General features: G+C 72.4%; 14 protein-coding genes and 2 pseudogenes. 9 read left to right on the plus strand and 7 right to left on the minus strand.

What is annotated here, in order from left to right; genetic code table 11:
* Positions 1-92: 92 nt before the first annotated feature.
* Positions 93-1025, minus strand: a complete 933-nt coding sequence (locus ACFVXA_RS07230; protein WP_383746592.1) for a helix-turn-helix domain-containing protein — start codon at positions 1023-1025, stop codon at positions 93-95.
* 120 nt (positions 1026-1145) lie between these two features.
* Here ACFVXA_RS07230 and ACFVXA_RS07235 point away from each other — a divergent pair, with 120 nt between their 5' ends.
* Positions 1146-2015: a prolyl oligopeptidase family serine peptidase gene (locus ACFVXA_RS07235; protein WP_390024121.1), complete on the plus strand. Its 870-nt coding sequence runs from the start codon at positions 1146-1148 to the stop codon at positions 2013-2015.
* A 24-nt stretch (positions 2016-2039) separates the two neighbouring features.
* On the opposite strand, the gene ACFVXA_RS07240 is transcribed toward ACFVXA_RS07235, so the two are convergent.
* Positions 2040-3794: an ABC transporter ATP-binding protein gene (locus ACFVXA_RS07240; RefSeq protein ID WP_389749269.1), complete on the minus strand. Its 1755-nt coding sequence runs from the start codon at positions 3792-3794 to the stop codon at positions 2040-2042.
* A 128-nt stretch (positions 3795-3922) separates the two neighbouring features.
* Here ACFVXA_RS07240 and ACFVXA_RS07245 point away from each other — a divergent pair, with 128 nt between their 5' ends.
* The 5 genes and pseudogenes from ACFVXA_RS07245 to ACFVXA_RS07265 form a co-directional block, all read left to right on the plus strand.
* Positions 3923-4234 (plus strand): trypco2 family protein, encoded by a 312-nt coding sequence (locus tag ACFVXA_RS07245; RefSeq protein WP_362021581.1) that lies wholly within the window; start codon positions 3923-3925, stop codon positions 4232-4234.
* 21 nt (positions 4235-4255) lie between these two features.
* Positions 4256-8323, plus strand: coding sequence for a trypsin-like peptidase domain-containing protein (locus tag ACFVXA_RS07250; RefSeq protein WP_390024123.1), 4068 nt, complete (start codon positions 4256-4258; stop codon positions 8321-8323).
* Positions 8324-8763: 440 nt separating this feature from the next.
* Positions 8764-9849: an S-(hydroxymethyl)mycothiol dehydrogenase gene (locus tag ACFVXA_RS07255; RefSeq protein WP_383746595.1), complete on the plus strand. Its 1086-nt coding sequence runs from the start codon at positions 8764-8766 to the stop codon at positions 9847-9849.
* A complete protein-coding gene (locus tag ACFVXA_RS07260; protein ID WP_362021573.1) occupies positions 9849-10478 on the plus strand; it encodes an MBL fold metallo-hydrolase in 630 nt (209 codons plus the stop codon). The genes ACFVXA_RS07255 and ACFVXA_RS07260 overlap by 1 nt, the downstream gene beginning before the upstream one ends.
* A 127-nt stretch (positions 10479-10605) precedes the next feature.
* Positions 10606-10731, plus strand: a pseudogene (locus tag ACFVXA_RS07265) (short-chain dehydrogenase); the annotation flags it as partial.
* A 127-nt stretch (positions 10732-10858) separates the two neighbouring features.
* Here the strand turns inward: ACFVXA_RS07265 and ACFVXA_RS07270 are convergent.
* On the minus strand, positions 10859-11203 hold the full coding sequence (locus ACFVXA_RS07270; RefSeq protein ID WP_362021570.1) for a hypothetical protein: 345 nt from the start codon (positions 11201-11203) through the stop codon (positions 10859-10861).
* Positions 11196-12458, minus strand: a complete 1263-nt coding sequence (locus ACFVXA_RS07275; protein ID WP_390024125.1) for a serine/threonine-protein kinase — start codon at positions 12456-12458, stop codon at positions 11196-11198. The genes ACFVXA_RS07270 and ACFVXA_RS07275 overlap by 8 nt, the downstream gene beginning before the upstream one ends.
* A gap of 653 nt (positions 12459-13111) precedes the next feature.
* Between ACFVXA_RS07275 and ACFVXA_RS07280 the strand changes: the two are divergent.
* Positions 13112-13377, plus strand: a pseudogene (locus ACFVXA_RS07280) (2OG-Fe(II) oxygenase); the annotation flags it as partial.
* Between the two features lie 97 nt (positions 13378-13474).
* A complete protein-coding gene (locus tag ACFVXA_RS07285; RefSeq protein WP_389466268.1) occupies positions 13475-15073 on the plus strand; it encodes a multicopper oxidase family protein in 1599 nt (532 codons plus the stop codon).
* 455 nt (positions 15074-15528) lie between these two features.
* Here ACFVXA_RS07285 and ACFVXA_RS07290 read toward each other — a convergent pair whose 3' ends face one another.
* The gene (locus ACFVXA_RS07290; RefSeq protein ID WP_390024127.1) at positions 15529-15696 is read right to left on the minus strand and encodes a hypothetical protein; all 168 of its coding nucleotides are present in this window, start codon (positions 15694-15696) and stop codon (positions 15529-15531) included.
* Positions 15697-15919: 223 nt separating this feature from the next.
* Between ACFVXA_RS07290 and ACFVXA_RS07295 the strand changes: the two genes are divergently transcribed.
* Positions 15920-16846 (plus strand): SDR family oxidoreductase, encoded by a 927-nt coding sequence (locus ACFVXA_RS07295; RefSeq protein ID WP_384025078.1) that lies wholly within the window; start codon positions 15920-15922, stop codon positions 16844-16846.
* Between the two features lie 2 nt (positions 16847-16848).
* On the opposite strand, the gene ACFVXA_RS07300 is transcribed toward ACFVXA_RS07295, so the two are convergent.
* Both ACFVXA_RS07300 and ACFVXA_RS07305 read right to left on the minus strand, forming a co-directional pair.
* Complete coding sequence (locus ACFVXA_RS07300) at positions 16849-17385, minus strand: hypothetical protein (protein WP_362021553.1); 537 nt, start codon at positions 17383-17385, stop codon at positions 16849-16851.
* A 45-nt stretch (positions 17386-17430) separates the two neighbouring features.
* The gene (locus ACFVXA_RS07305; RefSeq protein WP_390024129.1) at positions 17431-18831 is read right to left on the minus strand and encodes a pyridoxal phosphate-dependent decarboxylase family protein; all 1401 of its coding nucleotides are present in this window, start codon (positions 18829-18831) and stop codon (positions 17431-17433) included.
* Between the last annotated feature and the right edge of the window lie 192 nt (positions 18832-19023).

Below are 19023 nucleotides of genomic sequence, written 5' to 3' on the forward strand. Positions count from 1 at the left end.
GTTCCGCCGGGGCCCGCCGTCTGTCCCGCGCCGGACCGCAGGCCGGAGGCCGGTTCGTCATGTGAAGCGGCATTCACTCGATGCGGCGAGTGTCAGAGGGCCGACGGTCCGGATCCGACCGCCGGGGGCGCCGTCGGCCTTCCCCGAACGGTGTCGCGGAAGGCGATCGGGGCCTGTCCGGCGCGCTGGTGGAAGTACTTGGCGAAGTTCGTGGCGCTGGAAAAACCCAGCCGGTCCGCGATACGAGCGGCGGTGAGGTCGGTGTGCGCCAGCAGCCGCTTGGCCTCCAGGACGACCCGGCGGTCGATGAACTCCTTGGCGCCGACGCCCGCAGCGCCGAGGGCGGCGCGCGACAGCGTACGGGTGGAGTAGCCCAGAGCGGCCGCGTAGTCGTCCACGCGGCGGGTGCGGGCGAAGTCCCGCTCGACCGCGGCGCGGAAGCGCAGGAAGGTCTCGCCCGGCTCGGAGACGGGGCCGCCGGGGTCCTCCAGGTGGGCCACGCGCAGGATCAGGACATCCAGGAGGTGGCGCAGTACGGCGATGTGCGCGTCGGCCGGCAGCCGCCCCGGGACCCGGAACTCGCGCTCCAGGTGCGCGGCCGCGAGGCGCAGCGCCTCGGCGTCGTCGGCGGCCGGCGTCCGCAGCACGGGCGCGTCCGGATCGTCCACCCGGGCCGCGCCGACGGTGGCAGGATCGGGGAAGTCCCGCTCGAAGACGATCAGGATGCCCTCGGCCTCCCCGAGATCGCCCCACTGCAGCACCTGGCCGGGCCGCGCCCACAGCCAGGCGCCCGGCTCGAGGACGTACGCAGTGAAGTCCACGGTCTGCCGCAGCCGGCCGGCGGTGAGCGTGAGGACGTGGTGGAAGCCGGGGCGCTGCGGCGCGGCGAGGTCGGCGCCGCGGGCGCGGGCCCTCGCGCGCACGTCGGCCAGCGAGATCACTTCCAGGCCCGCCGGAGTGCCGACCGGGGCGGCGAACGCGACCTCGGGAATGACGTCTCCGGCCGCATGTCGGTTTCTGACCATCACCAGTCGCCTGCGTATCCGGGTGGGGCTTCGCTTCCCGCCTAGTTTGGGATGGTCGCCACGCGGACGACCGGTCGTCCTGGCGGAAAGAGAACATCACGATAGAAGGAGAGCTGATCCATGGCCAAGGAATTCAAGGACATCGCCTACTGGGAGGGGCTGGCGGGCCGGCTGCTCGACCTCTACGTCCCGGACGGTGCCGGGCCCTGGCCGCTGGTGATCTGGAGCCGGGGCTCGGGCTGGCTCGCCGACACCGGGCGCGACGACGCCGATGTGGTCGCCCGGCGACTGAATCCGCGCGGCTTCGCCGTGGCCGGGCTCGCCATCCGCTCCAGCGCGCAGACCGTCTTCCCCGGCCAGCTGCGCGACATCGAAGAAGCGATCCGCCACCTCCGGACGAACGCCGCCGGGTACGGCCTCGACCCGGAGCGCGTCGGGATGTTCGGCGAGTCCTCGGGCGGCTGGGCCGCGGCGCTCGGCGCGCTCACCGTGGACGGCGTCCGTGCCGCCGTGGCCTTCTGCCCGCCGACCGACCTGCTGAGCATGGACGCGCAGATGCTCCCCGGCACACTCCAGGAGTTCACCCGCTTCCCCGGCAGCCCCTACGGCCACGACGACCCCGAGTCCGCGGAGTCCCGCCTGCTCGGCGGCCCCCTCCAGGAGCGGCCCGAACTCGCGCGCCGGGCCAGCCCGTTGACGTACGCCGGCCAGAGCGCCCCGCCCTGCCTGGTGCTGCACGGAAAGGGCGACCGGATCGTCCCGTACGGCCAGGGCGAACTGCTCTACGACGCGCTCGCGACGGCGGGTGCCGACGTCGAGTTGATCACCCTGCCGCACGCCGACCACGGTCCGTGGGAGGCCTTCCTGACCGATCCCGCCGTGAAGCGGGACGCGGTCACGGTCTCCTCGAACGAGGGCAAGGAGACCGGGGTGCGGCCGTGCGATCCGACCTGGGAGACCGTGCTCGGCTTCTTCCACCGGCACCTGTAGCCGTCCGCAGATCTCGACGCGTGTCTACCCGGCGGTGGCGAGGAACTGCGTGGCCGCCAGCTCGGCGTACAGCGGGTCCGTGGCGACGAGTTCGCGGTGCGTGCCGACGGCGCGGATCCGGCCCGCGTCCATGACGACGATCCGGTCCGCCATCGTGACCGTGGACAGCCGGTGCGCGACCACGAGGACGGTGGTCGTACGGGCCACATCGGCGACCGTGTCGCGCAACGCCGCTTCGTTGACGGCGTCGAGCTGTGAGGTGGCCTCGTCGAGGAGCAGCAGCCGGGGGCGGCGGAGCAGGGCCCGGGCGATCGCGACGCGCTGGCGTTCGCCGCCGGACAGCTTGGTGCCTCGGTGGCCGACCAGTGTGTCCAGGCCGCGCGGCAGCCGGGCGACCAGCCCGTCGAGCCGGGTCGTCTTCAGCACGCGGGTGAGGTCGGCATCGTCCGCCTCCGGGTTGCCCAGCACCAGATTGTCGCGCAGGGAGCCCGACAGGACGGGCGCGTCCTGCTCCACATAGCCGATGGCCGAGCGGAGTCGGGGCAGGTCCCAGTCCGCCAGCTCACGGCCGTCCAGCGTGATGAGGCCCGCCTCGGGATCGTAGAACCGCTCGATGAGCGAGAACACGGTGGTCTTGCCCGCGCCGGAGGGGCCGACGAACGCGGTCATGCCGCGGGCCGGGACGGCGAAGGTCACCCCGTGGTGGACGTACGGCAGATCGTCGGCGTACCGGAAGCGGACGTCGTCGAAGGCGAGCGCGGCCGGCTCGGCACCCCGCGTCGGCAACGGCGCGGGCAGGGCGGCGGGCTCGGCGGGCAGCCGCAGCGCCTCCTGGATCCGGGTGAGCGCGGCGGCGCCGGTCTGGTACTGCGTGATGGCGCCCACCACCTGCTGGATCGGTGACATCAGATAGAACACGTAGAGGAGGAAGGCGACCAGCGTGCCCACGTCGATCGCGCCGGTCGCGACCCGCGCGCCGCCGACCGCGAGAACCGTGATGAAGGCGATCTGCATCGACAGACCGGCCGTGTTGCCCGCCGCCGCCGTCCACTTGGCGGCCCGCACGCTCTGCCGCCACGACTCCTCGGCCGCCGCGTGGATGGTCTGCTCCTCGCGGTGCTCGGCGCCGGACGCCTTGACGGTGCGCAGCGCGCCGAGGATCCGCTCCAGCGCGGCCCCCATCACGCCGACGGCGTCCTGCGCCTGCTTGCTCGCCCGGTTGATGCGGGGCACGATCAGGCCGAGCACCGTGCCGGCGCAGAGAATCACCCCCAGGGTGACGCCCAGCAGCACCCAGTCCACCAGCCCCATCATCACCACGGTCGCGACCAGGGTGAGACCACCGGTGCCGAAGCCGACGAGGGAATCGGTGGTGACCTCGCGCAGCAGCGTCGTGTCGGAGGTGACCCGGGCCATCAGGTCGCCCGGCTCGCTGCGGTCCACGGCCGGTATCCGCAGCCGCAGCAGATACGACGACAGGGCGCGCCGCGCGCCCAGCACCACCGACTCGGCGGTGCGCCGCAGCACATACGAACCCAGCGCCCCCACGGCCGCGTTGGTGACCACCAGCGCCGCCATGCCGAGCAGCGCCCGCCCGATCGGCCGGTCGTGCGACAGGTCGTCGATGAGCCCGCGCGCCACCAGCGGCAGCACCAGACCGGTGGCCCCGGTCGCGAGCGCCAGCAACGCGCCCGCGAACAGCGCCCGTCGATGCGGACGTACGTACCCGAGCAGCAGGCGCCAGGTGGGTACGTCGGGCTCGGCATCGGTGAGGCTCACGGTGCTCCTTGCGGGAGTTCGGCGCGGGGCATTCAGGCTACGTCGGCGACGCCGGTGAGCTGAGCGAACTATGGTGATCTCACCGGCATTTCAGTGGATGCCGTTCCCGGAACCCGAGAAGGTCGCCGATGACGGATGTCTCCCCCACCGTGGGACTCGCCGAATGGATCGGGGCACTGCGGACGGAACTGCGCAGGGCGCAGGACAGTGCCTCCGGCCAGGACCTCCATTTCGTGGTCGGCCCGGTCGAACTGGAGCTGGAGATCGCCACGACGCGGGAGGCCGGAGCCACCGGCGAGGTCAAGTTCTGGGTGGTGGGCGCCGGCGGCTCAGGCCGGCAGACCCACGAGTCGCGGCAGCGGATCACCCTGTCCCTCACCCCGGAGGGCACGGCCGGTCCGGTGAAGGTCGGCGACCGGCTCGCCGAACCGCCGCAGTAGGGGAGAAGGTGAGCCCTCACCGTGAGCCCACCCGCGTGGCAACCGGTCCTGGAACGCGTTGCGGAGATCCTCGTCGCCTCGCACGGCGGAGGGTACGGATTCGGCTCGGGGTACCTGCTGGGTGCGCGGCTGGTGCTCACGGCCCGGCACCTGGTGGACGACGCCCCCGCGGGCAGCCGTGTGTCGGTACGCCTCGCCGGCAAGCCCGTCGCCCTCCCCGCCGACGTCGTCTGGCGAGCCGCGGCGCCCACGACCGACCTGGCCCTGCTCCGCCTGACCGACGGCCCCGCCCCCAGCGTCTCGGGTCCACCGCGCCTGGGCCTGCTGCACGCCGACCCCGCGCGCACGGTGACGGTCACCGTGACGGGCTTCCCGTCCTTCGCGGGCGTGCCGAACCCCGCCGGCGGTGAGATCCGTGACAGCTACCAGGTCATCGCCGAACTCCCGACCCACTCCTCGGTCAAGACCCGCCGCCTCGAACTCCGGCCCCGCGCCAGGCCCCACACCACCGGTTACCGCTGGCGCGGCGTGTCCGGCGGCGCCGTCTTCGCGGAAGGCGCCCTGATCGGCGTGGTCGTGACCGCCGAGACAGAGGCCCCCGTGCTGCACGCCGTGCCACTCGCCGCCCTGGCCGAAGACGACGGCTTCTGGTCCTTGCTGGCGGACGACGGCGCACCGACGGTGCTACGGCCCGTGCGGCGCACCGCCGCCTACACCGACCGGGTTCGCCAACTCGCCGAACAGATAGGGGAGTTGCGGGACAGAGAGGCGGAGTGCGCGGACCTTGCGGCGTTCGCCCGCTCCGGCGACCCGTACCGGTGGACGGTCGGGCCGCCCTGGTCCGGCAAGACCGCTCTGGCGGCGCACTTCGCCGCCCACCCGCCGGACGACGTCGACGTGGTGTCGTTCTTCGTCTCGCGCAGCTTCGGCGAACAGACACGGCAGTTCCAGCAGGAGGTGTGCGACCAGCTCGCCGCACTGCTCGACGAACCGCACCAGATGTTCTCCGGGCAGGGCGCACTGGACAGCCTCTGGGAGCGCGCCGGTGAACGGGCCGCGGTCCGCGGCCGGCATCTGCTGCTGCTCGTCGACGGACTGGACGAGAACGACGAGGCACCCCCCATCGCCGCCCTGCTGCCCGCCAGGACCGGCACCCACAGCCATGTCCTGGTCCTCAGCCGCGCGATGCCACCGATCCCGGCCGCGGTGCCCCGGTCGCATCCGCTGCGGGACCGGCGACGCTGGCCCCGCACGACACTGTCTCCGACGCGCTTCGCCGACCAGCTGCGCGACCGGGCCACGGACGAACTCACCGGCCTGCTGCCCGACCGCGACGTCCGGTGGGTACTCGGCGCGCTCGCGGTGGGCGGCCCGATGACCGTGGACGACCTGGGCGCGGTCATGGAGGCGCAAGGCGGCACGCTCGACCCGTACGACCTGAAGACCGTCATCCGGGGCGTGCCGGCCCGGGTGCTGTTCTCCATCGCCGACGGGCCGGCCGAGCGCTTCGGGTTCGCTCACGACGAGCTGCGCCGCACCACCGTCGACGAAGTCGGCCGGGCCGTCGTGGCGCGCCACCGTGCGGCTCTGCACGCGTGGGCGGACGAGTACGCGCACCGGAAATGGCCGGACGACACCCCGGACTATCTCGTCGTCCACTACCCCATGGTGCTGGCCTCGGCCGCCGATCCCACGCGGCTCGCGGCCCTGCCGTCCCCGGACCGGCTGGCGTTGTTGCAACGCCGCGGTGGCCACGATGGAGTCGCGACGCAGGAGATCACCGATGTGCTGAACGCGCTGGCCGCGATGGACACCGGTGCCCTGCGCGCCGCGTGTGCCCTGGCGATGCGCCGCTACCGTCTGATCGAGGTGCCGTCGGACCCGAGCTTCGGATTCCCGGCTCCGATCGCGATCGCCTGGGCCGAGCAGGGGCAGTGGGCGCGGGCGGAACACCTGGCCTCCGTCATCTACAAGTCCGTTGAGGCGTACACGGGCCTGGCCGGGATCGCGGCACGGGAGGGTGACACCGAGCGCTTCCACCAGCTGGCCGGGCGGGCGCTGGCAGCGGCCCGGCACAGGTCGGCCATGAGCGTGTGGAACGCCGGGCACCTCGCGGCTCTCGGGCGTACGGCGTTCGGCCTCGGCGCGGAGACATGGGGACGGCAAGTGCTCCGTGAGGCCGAACACTCCCTGCCCGGCAGACGAGAGCACGACGCGGCCGGTCTCAAGGCCGCGGCGCTCGCGCGGATCGCCGAGGCCTACGCCGCGATCGGCGAGCGCGGACACGCCGTCGACCTCGTCGGCGAGGCGGAAGACCTCGCGTCCCGCGCGCCGGACCGGGACGACTGCCTTCGCCGTATCGCCTTCAGCTCGGTGGCGGTCCGGGGCGTCCAGGAAGCCCTGCGCTCCCTCCCGCCCGCCAGGAGCCCGGTCCACCGGGTGCGCGTCCACGCGGAGTGTGCCCGCGCGGCCGCGCACTTGGGTCACACGGACGACAGCGGGCGGCTGTTGAACCTGGCCGAGCGGTCCCTTCGGCACGTCCCCCGCACCGAGCGGCTGCGGGCCCTCTGCGAGCTCGCCGAAGCCGCCGTCCGCGCCGCCGACGAGGACCGTGCCCGTCGACTGGCGCGGGAAGCGGCGGAGGCCATATCACTGCTGGACCACCGAGCGAGCCGGGCCCAGCAGCACATCAGCCTCTCCCGCGTCCACGAACTGCTCCGGGACCACCCCCGGGCCGACGTCTCCTTGGACGAGATCTCCGGCCGTGACGACCGGCTGACCGCGCTGAGCGGCTGCGCCGAGGCGGCCCATCAGGTCGGCGACGAGGAGCGGACGCGCGAACTCCTGGAACGGGCCGGGAAGGTGGCCGCGTCGCTCGACCGTCCGCGCCATCAGTACGACACTCGCGAGGACTTCGCCGTCACCGTGGCGCGGTGCGGGAATCCGGCCTGGTCCGAGCGGATCATGCGTGGCATGCCCAGGACCACGGGTCGGCACTTCTGGGAGAGGCTGTCCCTGTCCGAGGCGGTCGCCCGGAGCGGTCGGCTGGATCAGGCGGGGCCGATGCTCGCCCTCGCCGGGGACGAGACCGATCTCGCGGACCGTGTGGTGGCGCATCTCGCGGCGGGAGCGGCACGGGCCGGAGACATCCGTCTCGTCGAGGACCTCGTCGTGCGCTGCAGCGACGATTCCCACCGCTTCTTCGCGCTGGAGGATGCCACGATCGGTGCCGCCGAGGCGGGACACTTCGCGATGGCCGCGCGACTGCTGCCCCTTGCGCGAGAGGCCTTCGGGCGCTCGGGCGGCCGAACCCGCCGCGGCCTGGAGCGGGATCCCGCGGCGACCGCGGCGTCCCTGGCGGTGCGGGCCGGCGAAGAGGCGTGGGCCGCGCACTTCGCGGGCCTGATCCGCCCGCCCGATCTCTTCAAGGAGAAGACGGGCGCGCCGACGTCCCTGGCGATGGGCGGGGACCTCGACGCGGCGGAACGCAGAGCGCTGGCCGTCTCCATGCCCCCGGACCGGGCCCGCGCCCTGGTCGCGGTGGCGGAGATCGCCGCCGCCCGGGGACAGAGTGACCGCGCCGCTCACCTGCTCGGTCTGGCGCTGCGCGCCGTCTCGGGATGGGGGGACGCCGCGCGCTACGCCCTGAGCCGCGGATGGTCCGACATCGCCGTCGCGGCGGCCCGGATGGGGCAGATGTCGCGCGCCGACGAGGCGCTGCGCCTCCTGGAGTCGGCGAGCCCCGACCACCGTGTGCCGGCGCTGGCCGCTCGCGCGGAGGCCTTCGCCCGGGACGGAGCCCCGCGGGAGGCGGCCGCCACGCTGGAAGAGGCGTTCTCCAGCCTCGCTTCCCGCGCGGGAGGCGCGGGCGAGGACAGAGCGCTCAGCGCCCTGGCGAGCGCGGGAACGGCCATCGATCCGGCGCGCGGCCGCCAGCACCTCATCCGGATGCTCGCCGCCCACCAGCGGACCCCTGCCCTCCTGGCCCCCGTGGTCCTGGCCGATCCCGAACTCGCGCCCCTGGCGGTCGCCCTGCTCGGCGGAGCGGACCCGCCGGCCGACGCCACGGGAGATGCCGGCCCGGGGTGACGACTCCGGCGCGGGATTTTCCGTCAGCCACTGCCTGCGCGAGCGCGGTGTCGAACACGTGGTGATCGAGACGAACCGAGTCGGCCACGAGTGGTGGAACGGCGCTGGGACTCCTTCTGCCTGGGCCCCCCAACCGGCAGCGCGGGCTGCCCGGTTACCCGTACGTGGGACCCGATCCGGACGGATTCATGGACCGGGACGGAGAAACCCGCAGGACCGCACGGGCGACGTCGTCGGCGGTACGCGGTCGCCTCCCGGGCCCTCGCCGTCGCATGCGGCCGCGCCCTCACCACGTACGACCCGGTGCGCGCGGCGGTCGGCCGGAAGCCGGCCGCGCGGCACACCTGGAGCGCGGCCGCCGAGCGCCACCTCGCCTTCTACCGGTCGGTCACACCGTAGGGTCGGTTGACGGAACGTCGACCTACGGAAGGGCTCATCACATGGCGCAGGAAGTACGGGGCGTGATCGCACCGGGCAAGAACGAGCCGGTGCGCGTGGAGACCATCGTCGTGCCGGATCCGGGGCCGGGCGAGGCCGTGGTGAAGATCCAGGCCTGCGGGGTCTGTCACACCGACCTGCACTACAAACAGGGCGGCATCAACGACGACTTCCCGTTCCTGCTCGGCCACGAGGCCTCCGGGATCGTGGAGTCGGTCGGCGAGGGCGTCTCGGAGGTCGCGCCCGGCGACTTCGTCATCCTCAACTGGCGTGCGGTGTGCGGACAGTGCCGGGCCTGTCTGCGCGGGCGCCCCTGGTACTGCTTCAACACGCACAACGCCCGGCAGAAGATGACGCTCACGGACGGCACCGAGCTGTCCCCGGCCCTCGGCATCGGCGCCTTCGCCGAGAAGACGCTGGTCGCCGCCGGACAGTGCACCAAAGTCGACCCGGCCGTCTCCCCGGCGGTGGCCGGGCTGCTCGGCTGCGGCGTGATGGCCGGGATCGGGGCCGCCATCAACACCGGGAACGTCGGGCGGGGCGACTCGGTCGCGGTCATCGGCTGCGGAGGCGTCGGTGACGCGGCGATCGCCGGGTCCCGGCTCGCGGGCGCCGCGAAGATCATCGCCGTGGACATCGACGACCGGAAGCTGACGACCGCCGAGAAGCTCGGCGCGACGCACACCGTCAACTCCCGCGAGACGGATCCCGTCGAGGCCGTCCGCGAGCTGACGGGCGGCTTCGGCGCCGACGTCGTGATCGAGGCGGTGGGCCGTCCCGAGACGTACCAGCAGGCCTTCTACGCCCGCGACCTCGCCGGCACGGTCGTGCTCGTCGGCGTCCCCACCCCGGACATGAAGCTCGAACTGCCGCTGATCGACGTCTTCGGACGCGGCGGCGCCCTCAAGTCGTCCTGGTACGGCGACTGCCTGCCCTCCCGCGACTTCCCGATGCTCATCGACCTTCACCTTCAGGGACGGCTCGACCTGGACGCGTTCGTGTCCGAGACGATCGCCCTGGACGAGATCGAGCCGGCCTTCGAGCGGATGCACCACGGCGACGTGCTGCGTTCGGTGGTGGTGCTGTGATGACCGCGCGCATCGAACACCTCGTCACCTCGGGCACCTTCTCGCTCGACGGCGGCACCTGGGACGTCGACAACAACGTCTGGATCGTCGGCGACGACCACGAGGCCGTCGTCATCGACGCCGCCCACGACGCCGACGCCATCGCCGAGGCGGTCGGCGACCGCCGGCTCCTGGCGATCGTGTGCACCCACGCCCACAACGATCACATCGACGCCGCCCCCGCCCTCGCCGAGCGCACCGGCGCCACCATCTGGCTCCACCCCGACGACCTGCCGCTGTGGAAGCTGACCCATCCCGACCGCCTCCCCGACGCCTGGCTCCAGGACGGCCAGGTGATCGAGGCGGCCGGCGCCGACCTGACCGTCCTGCACACCCCGGGGCACGCGCCGGGCGCGGTCTGCCTGTACGACCGAGGCCTGGGGACGGTGTTCACGGGTGACACGCTCTTCAAGGGCGGCCCGGGAGCCACCGGGCGCTCCTACTCCCACTTCCCGACGATCGTCGAGTCGATCCGCGAGCGGCTGCTCGGCCTTCCGGCCGACACGGTCGTCCGTACGGGGCATGGAGAGTCGACCACCATCGGGGCCGAGGCTCCGCACTTGGAGGAGTGGATCGCGCGCGGCCACTGACACCGGCGCCTGAGGACACGGCCGAACGGCTCGGCCAAACCTGACAGAAGATGTCCGACTTCCGGGAGACGCTCGGAGCACCACCGACGGGGAGGCACCGCCGGTTCCACGAGCGCGGAGGTCGGACATGTCAGGGCCGCTGGAAGGCACGCTGCGAGGCATGGTCGCACTGGTCGCGGGAGCGACGCGCGGAGCGGGCCGGGGGATCGCCGTGGAGCTCGGCGCGGCCGGCGCCACCGTCTACGTCACCGGTGCCGGTGACGCCTTCGGGCAGCGGATCGGCAAGGTCCAGCAGGACAGGGGTGCCGTCCAGGTCAAGCAGGCCGGCACCACACCGGGTATGTAGTCACGGCGCCCGTTGAGCCCCAGGGCTCGAGCCATCACCCCCTCCCGTTCCGCACCGCGAGCACGGCGCCCGCAAGCCCGGCGATCCCGCCGCCGATCATGGGTACGACCTGCATCGACACCTTGTGGTCCACGGCGTGGAACCCGAGCCAGACGAAGGCCACGCCGAACCCCACCACGATCACGTGCTCAAGCAGCCGGAACCCGTAGCCCACCCACTGGTCGAGGCGCTCCCGGCGCAGCTGGCGCTCGACGAGGTCGCGCCGCCACGCGAGGTGTTGAGGGTCGATCTCCTGCCACTTTCGCGCCTCGTCGGCCTCGGGGAAGGACGGCACCGTCCAGGCGGGCATCCCGGCGGGCGGCGTCTCCTGGTCAGACATCGGTCGTCCCCCTGCCCCCACCCTTGCCCGGCGACGCTGCCGCGAGTCGTCGGTCGACCGTCAACAGCGCCTCGTCCACCGCCCGTTCGGCGGCGGCTCGGCGCCGGTCCCGCTCCTCTTCGGTCCACGGCGCGGGCGGCGCGAGCGACCCGACGTACCATCGCCACACGGGCACCCGCTCGTGGTTGCGCCGCCGCGTGAGGGCCGCGCGCGCTTGTACGGCGAGGACGCAGAGTCCGAGGGCGAATAGCGCCCAGGGCAGTAGGGTCGCGAAGGTGTCCGAGACGTCGGCCGTTGTGAGGTGGGCCCCAGCCAAGGTCAGCGCCACCACGAGGACCGCCGATAGGAGTCCCCAACTGGCTGCTCCGACAGCGTGGTTGGCCGACAACCGGCGCATCGCGACGGGGGCCGGACCCGCCGTTCTAGCCGCAGGCTCCGCGTGCGCCTCCCCTGTGGCCCCGTAGAGCATCCGCTGCGCCTCGGCCACCGTCAGCCGCCTCTCGGGGTCCTTCTCCAGCAGCCCCTCGATGAGCCGCCCGAGCTCACCGATACCCCCCAGGGGCGGTGGCTCCTCCAAGGCCACGGCCGACAATGTCGCCATGGGGCTGTCTCGGTGGAATGGCGCGTGCCCCGCGACGAGGTGGTAGAGCGTCGCCCCCAGGGAGAAGAGGTCACTGCTCGGCTCCCGGGGAGCGCCGTGCAGGCGCTCGGGGGCGATGTAGTTCGCCTCGGAGATCCACCCTTCGTCGTCCCGGGTGGTCTCGAGCTCGGTTGCCCGCGCCAGGGCGCCGATTCCGGGAAGCAGGACCCAACGGCCCCCGTCGAAGCGGACGTTGGCGGGCCGCACATCCCCGTGGACGAGCCCGGCCCTGTGCATCGCCTCCAGTGCGCCTAGCACTGGGTCCGCGACCTCCCGCACCCGCTCGCCGGACATCCGGCCATGCTCAGCCAGGTGGTCGGCGAGGGACGGGCCCGAGACGAGCGGCATGACGGTCCACAGCACGCCGTCCGTCTCCACGATGTCGTATAGGGGGATGACGTTCGGATGGTCCGGCAGCCGCGCGGCCCCGCGAAGAGTCCGTGCTACCCGTGCCATCCTCTCCGGGCCCGCCGCCCCCACCGCCTCGACCGTCACCTCCACTCGCAGGGCCTCGTCGTACGCCGTCCACACGGACCCGAGTCCGCCGGATCCCACCCGGTTCCTGATCCGGTAGCGCCCAGCGAGCGTCCGCCCCGGTCCCATCTCCTGCACCACGGCCCCTCCCGTACGACTCACGACGCCATACCCAGTGTCCCGCGTCAGGAAGCCAAGCCCGCCGGCTTCGCGGAGCCAGGCCTGGGACAAGAGTGCAGCAAGCATCGACGTAGCCGGGCATGCCCGCGCTAGCCGAGCTTCCGCAGCACCTCGGCGATGGTGGCCCGGTACGTCCGCAGCGCCTGCAGGCCGGCGGTGTAGCGGTCGCGATGCCGTGTGATGTCCGCCGGCTGCTTCTGCGCCCGTACGGCGTGCCAGAGCTCGGACGTATGGTGGCGGCGCTTGCAGGTGACGTCCGCGACGGCGGTGGCCCGCTCCCGCTGCGGATGCCGGGTGTTGCCGTCACTGTTCCGCTGCCAGGCGGTGTCCGTGTACGCCGCGACGGGGTCGGGATAGCGGGTGAACGTTACCGGCCCAGGTCGGCGGACTCCGGCCCCCTCAAGGAGAAGGCCAGAGCCCGGCAGTGTGCAGAACTGACGGCTCCGCTCGCGGGCTGTGGCTGCCCGGGACGGTGCCGAGGCTGGGTACCGGACCCCGGCTCACCGCCGTCGTCGCTCTCAGCCGGTGATGCCTTTCTCGAGGATGGTGCTGGGGTCGACGCTCTCAACGACAAGCCGGACCTGTTCCGCACCATGCTCGGCCGGCCCGGGACTGGGCGGCCCGCCTGGAAGGCCTTGCACCGGGGCGTGTTGGGCGTACTGGTCTTCCCGCTGCAGGTGGTGATCGCCCTGGACGCGTACGGCACCGACTGCACCGACGGCGGGTCCCTCCTGGTGGAGCAGCGCCCGCGCGCCCAGTCGAGGGACCACCCGGGCGCACAGGTCGTGGCCGGTCGGCGGGCGTGAGGCGGCACGGAGTGAGCAGCGTACGGTCCAGGCGGCCGCGAACACTGGGGCCGGTGTTCCACGACGCGGCCTGAGACACCATCCGGCGACTCCGGCACCGGAAGCCGACATCGCCGACACGCACTGTCGTATTCTCCACCAAATCACCGCAAAAAGTGTCTCATTACAGCCATGCATACACCTTCGCGGCGTACCTTCCTCCGTGCCCCGCTCGCTGCCGCCGGCGCCGGACTCCTGGCTGCCCGTCCCGACCTCGTTCTCCGTCCCCACCAGGGCCCCGAGGGGACCGCGCTCAGCGAGGCCGGCTTCGCCTCGCCAGAGCTCGGGGAACCCGGGGAGTATGTCGACCCGTCGGGTCCGGAGGTCCTTGCCGCCGAGCGGAGACGCGGTTCCGGCCCGGTGCGCAGGGTCGGGTTCACCGCCGCCGAGTCCACGCTGGACCTGGGCGGGCGGACCGTGCGGAGCTGGGCCTACGACGAGACGCTGCCCGGTCCGCTGGTGCGCGTCACCGCCGGTGACGTACTGAGCCTCACCCTCGCCAACCGCCTGCCGGTCGCCACCACACTCCACTCGCACGGGGTGCGGCTGCGCTGCGACATGGACGGCGCCCCCGGCGTGACGCAGAACGCCATCCGCCCGGGGGCCGACTTCACCTACAGCTTCGCCGTCTCCTACCCGGGCACGTATCTCCTCCACTCCCATGTGGGACTCCAGCCCGACCGCGCGCTGTACGCCCCGCTGATCGTCGACGACCCCAGGGAACCCCTCGCCTACGACCAGGAATGGGTCGTCGTCCTGGACGACTGGCTCGACGGCGTGGACGGCTCCACCCCGGAAGGCGTGCTCGACCAGCTCCAGCCCGGCACGGGCACCTCCATGGGGGGCGGAGGCATGGCCATGGGTTCCGAACCCGGCACAGTGCCGGCCGGCCCCTCCCGGGTGCTGCGCGGGTCCCACAGCCGCATGCTCGACGGCGAAGGGGGCAGCGTGGCCTACCCGTACTACCTCGTCAACGGCCGCCTGCCGATCAGTCCATCGGTGTTCCGGTGCCGCCCTGGCGACCGCGTCCGGCTGCGCATCATCAACGCGGGCTCCGAGACCGCCTTCCGGGTGGCGCTGGGCGACCACACCATGACCGTCACCCATACCGACGGCTACCCCGTGGAGCACACGGAGACCGACGCCCTCCTCGTCGGCATGGCCGAGCGGTACGACGTCCTGGTCACCGCCAAGGACGGCGTCTTCCCCCTCGTCGCACTCGCCGAGGGGAAGCCGGGCAAGGCTCTCGCCGTGCTGCGCACCGACAAGGGGAGAACCATTCCCGGGCAGGACGTCCGCCCGGACGAACTGGACGGGGAGGTCGTGCCCGCGCACCGCCTCGTACCGGACGAGTCCGTGGCGCTGAAGGACCGCGAACCCGACCGCGAGCTGCGCATCAGGATCACCGGCAGCATGAAGAAGTACGACTGGGGCTTCGACCACCAACCCTACGATCCTCGCAAGCGCCACCCGGTCCGCGCCGGTGAACGGGTACGGCTCACCCTCATCAACGCCACCGACATGTGGCACCCCATCCACCTGCACGGACATACCTTCGCCCTCACCGGCATCGACGCCGTCGGCGCGCTCAAGGACACCTCCCTGGTGCTTCCCCACCGCAAGCTGGTCGTCGACTTCGACGCCGACAACCCCGGCCTGTGGATGTTGCATTGCCACAACCAGTACCACTCGGAGAGCGGCATGATGACGATCCTCGGGTACCTCAAGTGAGTGTGTGATCCAGCGGCCACCTCCCAGCCTTGGTCCGCCACGAACGACGCCATCCGGGCCGGCGCCGCGTACCAGTCGGCGGCGCTCCCCTTGGTGGACCAGGACTGGATTCGTCGATGCAGCAGAACTGTCCCGTGCGGCCCTTGAGCCTGCTCTGCCGGCAGCCTGGGCGAGGGTGTCCTTGGGCGGTCCGGGAGGTTCGGGTCCAGTTGGTGGGCACGCCAATGGCTGTGCTGCTGAAGGGAGTTGGCTTCGCTGTAGCCGGTGACGTACGAGATGATCGGCGCGTTGCGGCCGAGGATTGAGTCCGCACTGCCGCAACTCCGCCGCGCCCACAGCCCGGGCGGGAGGTCCGGGGTCTCTCGCCGCTGGCACGCTCAGGTACTCCTTCGATCTGGAAGACCGCGAGCCTGCGGAGGCGCTCAAGATCATGCGGCTTCAGGCCAGCGACACGACTATCCGCCCGGGGGCCGACGTCCATGCCGTGCGGTGACGCCGGGCAGGACCTCGGTGGGCTCGGCCAGTCCGGCCTCGTCGCGCAGCAGCTCTCGTGTGGCGGCGTAGTGGCGTTGCCAGGCGGCCGGCCATGCCGGGTTCCAGTCCGGGTCGATCGCTGCGAGCACGGCTTCCCGTGCCGGGTGCCCTTGCAGGGCGCCCTTGCAGGGCGCCGGGGCGGCGGAGGTTGGACAGCCACTGTCCGAAGGGTTTGTCGAGTGTGGTGCCGGTGCGTGGGGACACGGCCGAACGGCTCGGCCAAACCTGACAGAAGATGTCCGACTTCCGGGAGACGCTCGGAGCACCACCGACGGGGAGGCACCGCCGGTTCCACGAGCGCGGAGGTCGGACATGTCAGGGCCGCTGGAAGGCACGCTGCGAGGCAAGGTCGCACTGGTCGCGGGAGCGACGCGCGGAGCGGGCCGGGGGATCGCCGTGGAGCTCGGCGCGGCCGGCGCCACCGTCTACGTCACCGGGCGCAGCACCCGCGAGCGGCGTTCGGAGTACGACCGCCCGGAGACGGTCGAGGACACCGCGGACCTCGTCACGGCGGCGGGCGGCCGGGGCATCGCGGTCCGCACCGACCACCTCGTCCCGTCCGAGGTCCAGGCCCTGGTCACCCGCGTCGCGGACGAACAGGGCCGCCTCGACGTCCTGGTCAACGACATCTGGGGCGGCGAAAAGCTCTTCGAGTGGGACACCCCGGTCTGGGAACACGACCTCGACAACGGCCTGCGACTGCTGCGCCTCGCCGTCGAGACGCACGCGATCACCAACCATCACGCGCTGCCCCTGCTGTTGCGCAAGCCCGGCGGCCTGGTCGTCGAGATGACCGACGGCACCGCCGCGTACAACCGGGACACCTACCGCGTCTCCTTCTTCTACGACCTCGCCAAGTCGTCGGTGCTGCGCATGGCGTTCGCCCTGGGGCAGGAACTGGGCCCGCGCGGTGCCACGGCGCTCGCGCTCACCCCGGGCTGGCTGCGCTCGGAGATGATGCTCGACAACTACGGCGTCTCCGAGGAGAACTGGCGCGACGCCCTGGAGCGCAATCCGCACTTCGGTATCTCCGAGACCCCGTTCTACGTGGGCCGCGCCGTCGCCGCCCTCGCCGCCGACCCGGACGTCGCGCGCTGGAACGGCGATTCGCTCTCCAGCGGGCAGCTCGCGCAGGTGTACGGCTTCACGGACCGCGACGGCAGCCGCCCGGACGCCTGGCGCTACCTGGTCGAGGTCCAGGACGCGGGCAAGCCGGCCGACACGGCGGGGTACCGGTGAACTCAGGTGTGATGCACCGGCGGCAGTGGCCAGCGCGCGGAGTGGCCCGGCGGCAGCGCCAAATCGTCCCGCACGGCCGCGTAGTAGCCCTCGCGCCCGGCGCGCTGCCGCTCCAGCAGGGCCTGCCACGCCTCCGGGTCACGTGTCCCCTCGCGCAGGAACTGCTCCATCTCCATCACCAGGACCACCCACGTCCGCGCCTGCTCCACCACCTCCGGACTGCCCAGCAGGATCAGCGCCTCCCCGGACGGATCCCGCGCGACGGTGGCCTCGGCCAGCAACGGGGCGGCCTCCTCCGGGGACAAGGGGTGCGGGTGCGGGTCGTTGCCCAGGTATGAAGCCACCCGGTACGTCAGAGTGACGCTCTTCTTCAGCGACCGCGCGTAGTCGGCGTACACGGACAGCCGCCGCTCCTCCCAGCGGGCCGCCCGCTCCCGGCGGAACCGGGCCTGATCGCCCCGCACGATCGCCAGGTACGAGCCGAGGGCACCGATCACCACGCCGATCAGCGCGGGGAGTTGTTGTATGAACGCGGACATGGGCGCACGGTATCCGTTCCCGGGACGATCATGGCAGCGCCCCTGTCAGGGGCGCGGGTCCGCGCAGTGACGCCTGATGGCGTCGGACACGCGGTCCACGTCCGCCTCGGTCGTACGCCAGTTGCTGAACGCCGCCCGCAAGGCGTGCGTCCCGCCGTAGAACGTCGGCGTCAGGAAGGCCTCACCCGAGGCGGCGACCGCATGGGCCAGCGCGCGCACCCGCTCCTCGCCGGGCTCGTCGGCGAGGGTGAAGCAGACGACGTTGAGCCGGACCGGCGCCAGGAGCCGCAGCTGCGGAACCTCCCCGATGCGCTCCCCGAGACGCTGGGCGAGCGCGACGTTGCGCTCGACGATCTCGCGATGCCCCGCCCGCCCGTACGCCATGAGCGAGAACCAGGCCGGGAGCGCGCGAAGCCGCCGGGAGTTCTCCGGTGTGAGATGCAGGAAGTCGGGGTCGCCGGTGGGCAGGCCGAGGTAGGCCGACGCGTTGTGGAAGACCCGGACCTGGAGGTCCTGGCGGCGCGTGAACTGGACGGCCGCGTCGTAGGGGACGTTCAGCCACTTGTGCAGGTCGACGCAGACGGAGTCGGCCGCGTCGAGTCCCTCGACGAGATGGGCGTACGCCGGGGACAGCGCGGCGAAGCCGCCGAACGCGGCGTCCACGTGCAGCCAGAAGTCGTACCGCTCCTTGAGCGCGGCGATGGCCCGCAGATCGTCGAAGTCGACGGTGTTCACGGTCCCGGCGTTCGCGACCACCACGGCCGGGCGCCCGTCGAGCGCGTCGAGGGCGGCGGCGAGCCGCTCGACGTCGACCGCCTCACGGTTCCCCGGCAGCACCGGCACCGGGCGCAGCCGGTCCCGCCCGACACCGAGCACGGACAGTGCCTTGGCGACGCTGGAGTGCGGGCTGCCGGACAACACGTCGACCGGGCCGAGCGCCCCGGCGCCCTCCCGCGAAACCGACACACCCCGGCGTTCCCCGAGCCACTCCCGCGCGATGGCCAGCCCCACCGTGTTGGACACGGTGGCCCCGCTCACAAATGCCCCGCCGTGCGCCTCGCTCAGCCCGAACAGCTCGCGCAGCCACCCCAGCGTCTCGCGCTCCAGGGCGGCGGCGGACGAGCCGGCGCCGCCGGACACGTTCTGGTCGTACGCACTGGTCAGCCAGTCCCCGGCGAGCGAGGCGGGCGTCGCGCCACCGGTGACGAAGCCGAGGTAGCGCGGGCCCGCGGAGCCGGAGAAGCCCGGCGACCAGCGCTCGGTGAACCGGGCCAGGGCACCCTCGGCACCCGATCCCTCGACAGGAAGGGGCTCGGGGCAGGGTGCCTCCTCGATATGGGCGACGGGACGCTCGTCGAGACCACTCACCTCCCGCGCGGCGACGTCGCGGGCGGACTGCAGCAGTTCCGGGAGCCGACGGAGGTCGTCGGCGAGCGTGGGGTGCATGGCGGCAGCGTAGGCGGGCGGTGGACCGAAATCGGGGTCCAATCGAGGGAAAGTGGACTGATCGGAAGGCTCTGCGCTGCCTACGGGCCGGCTCCGCGGCGAGGAATGTCACCGTTTCGTCGCAGCCCGGCCAGGCCTACAACGCGAAGCCCCCGACGCGGGTCTAGCAGGCAGAAAAAGACGGAGACAGGA

It is taken from the genome of Streptomyces sp. NPDC058246 (genome assembly GCF_042881985.1).
Classification (GTDB): Bacteria; Actinomycetota; Actinomycetes; order Streptomycetales; family Streptomycetaceae; genus Streptomyces.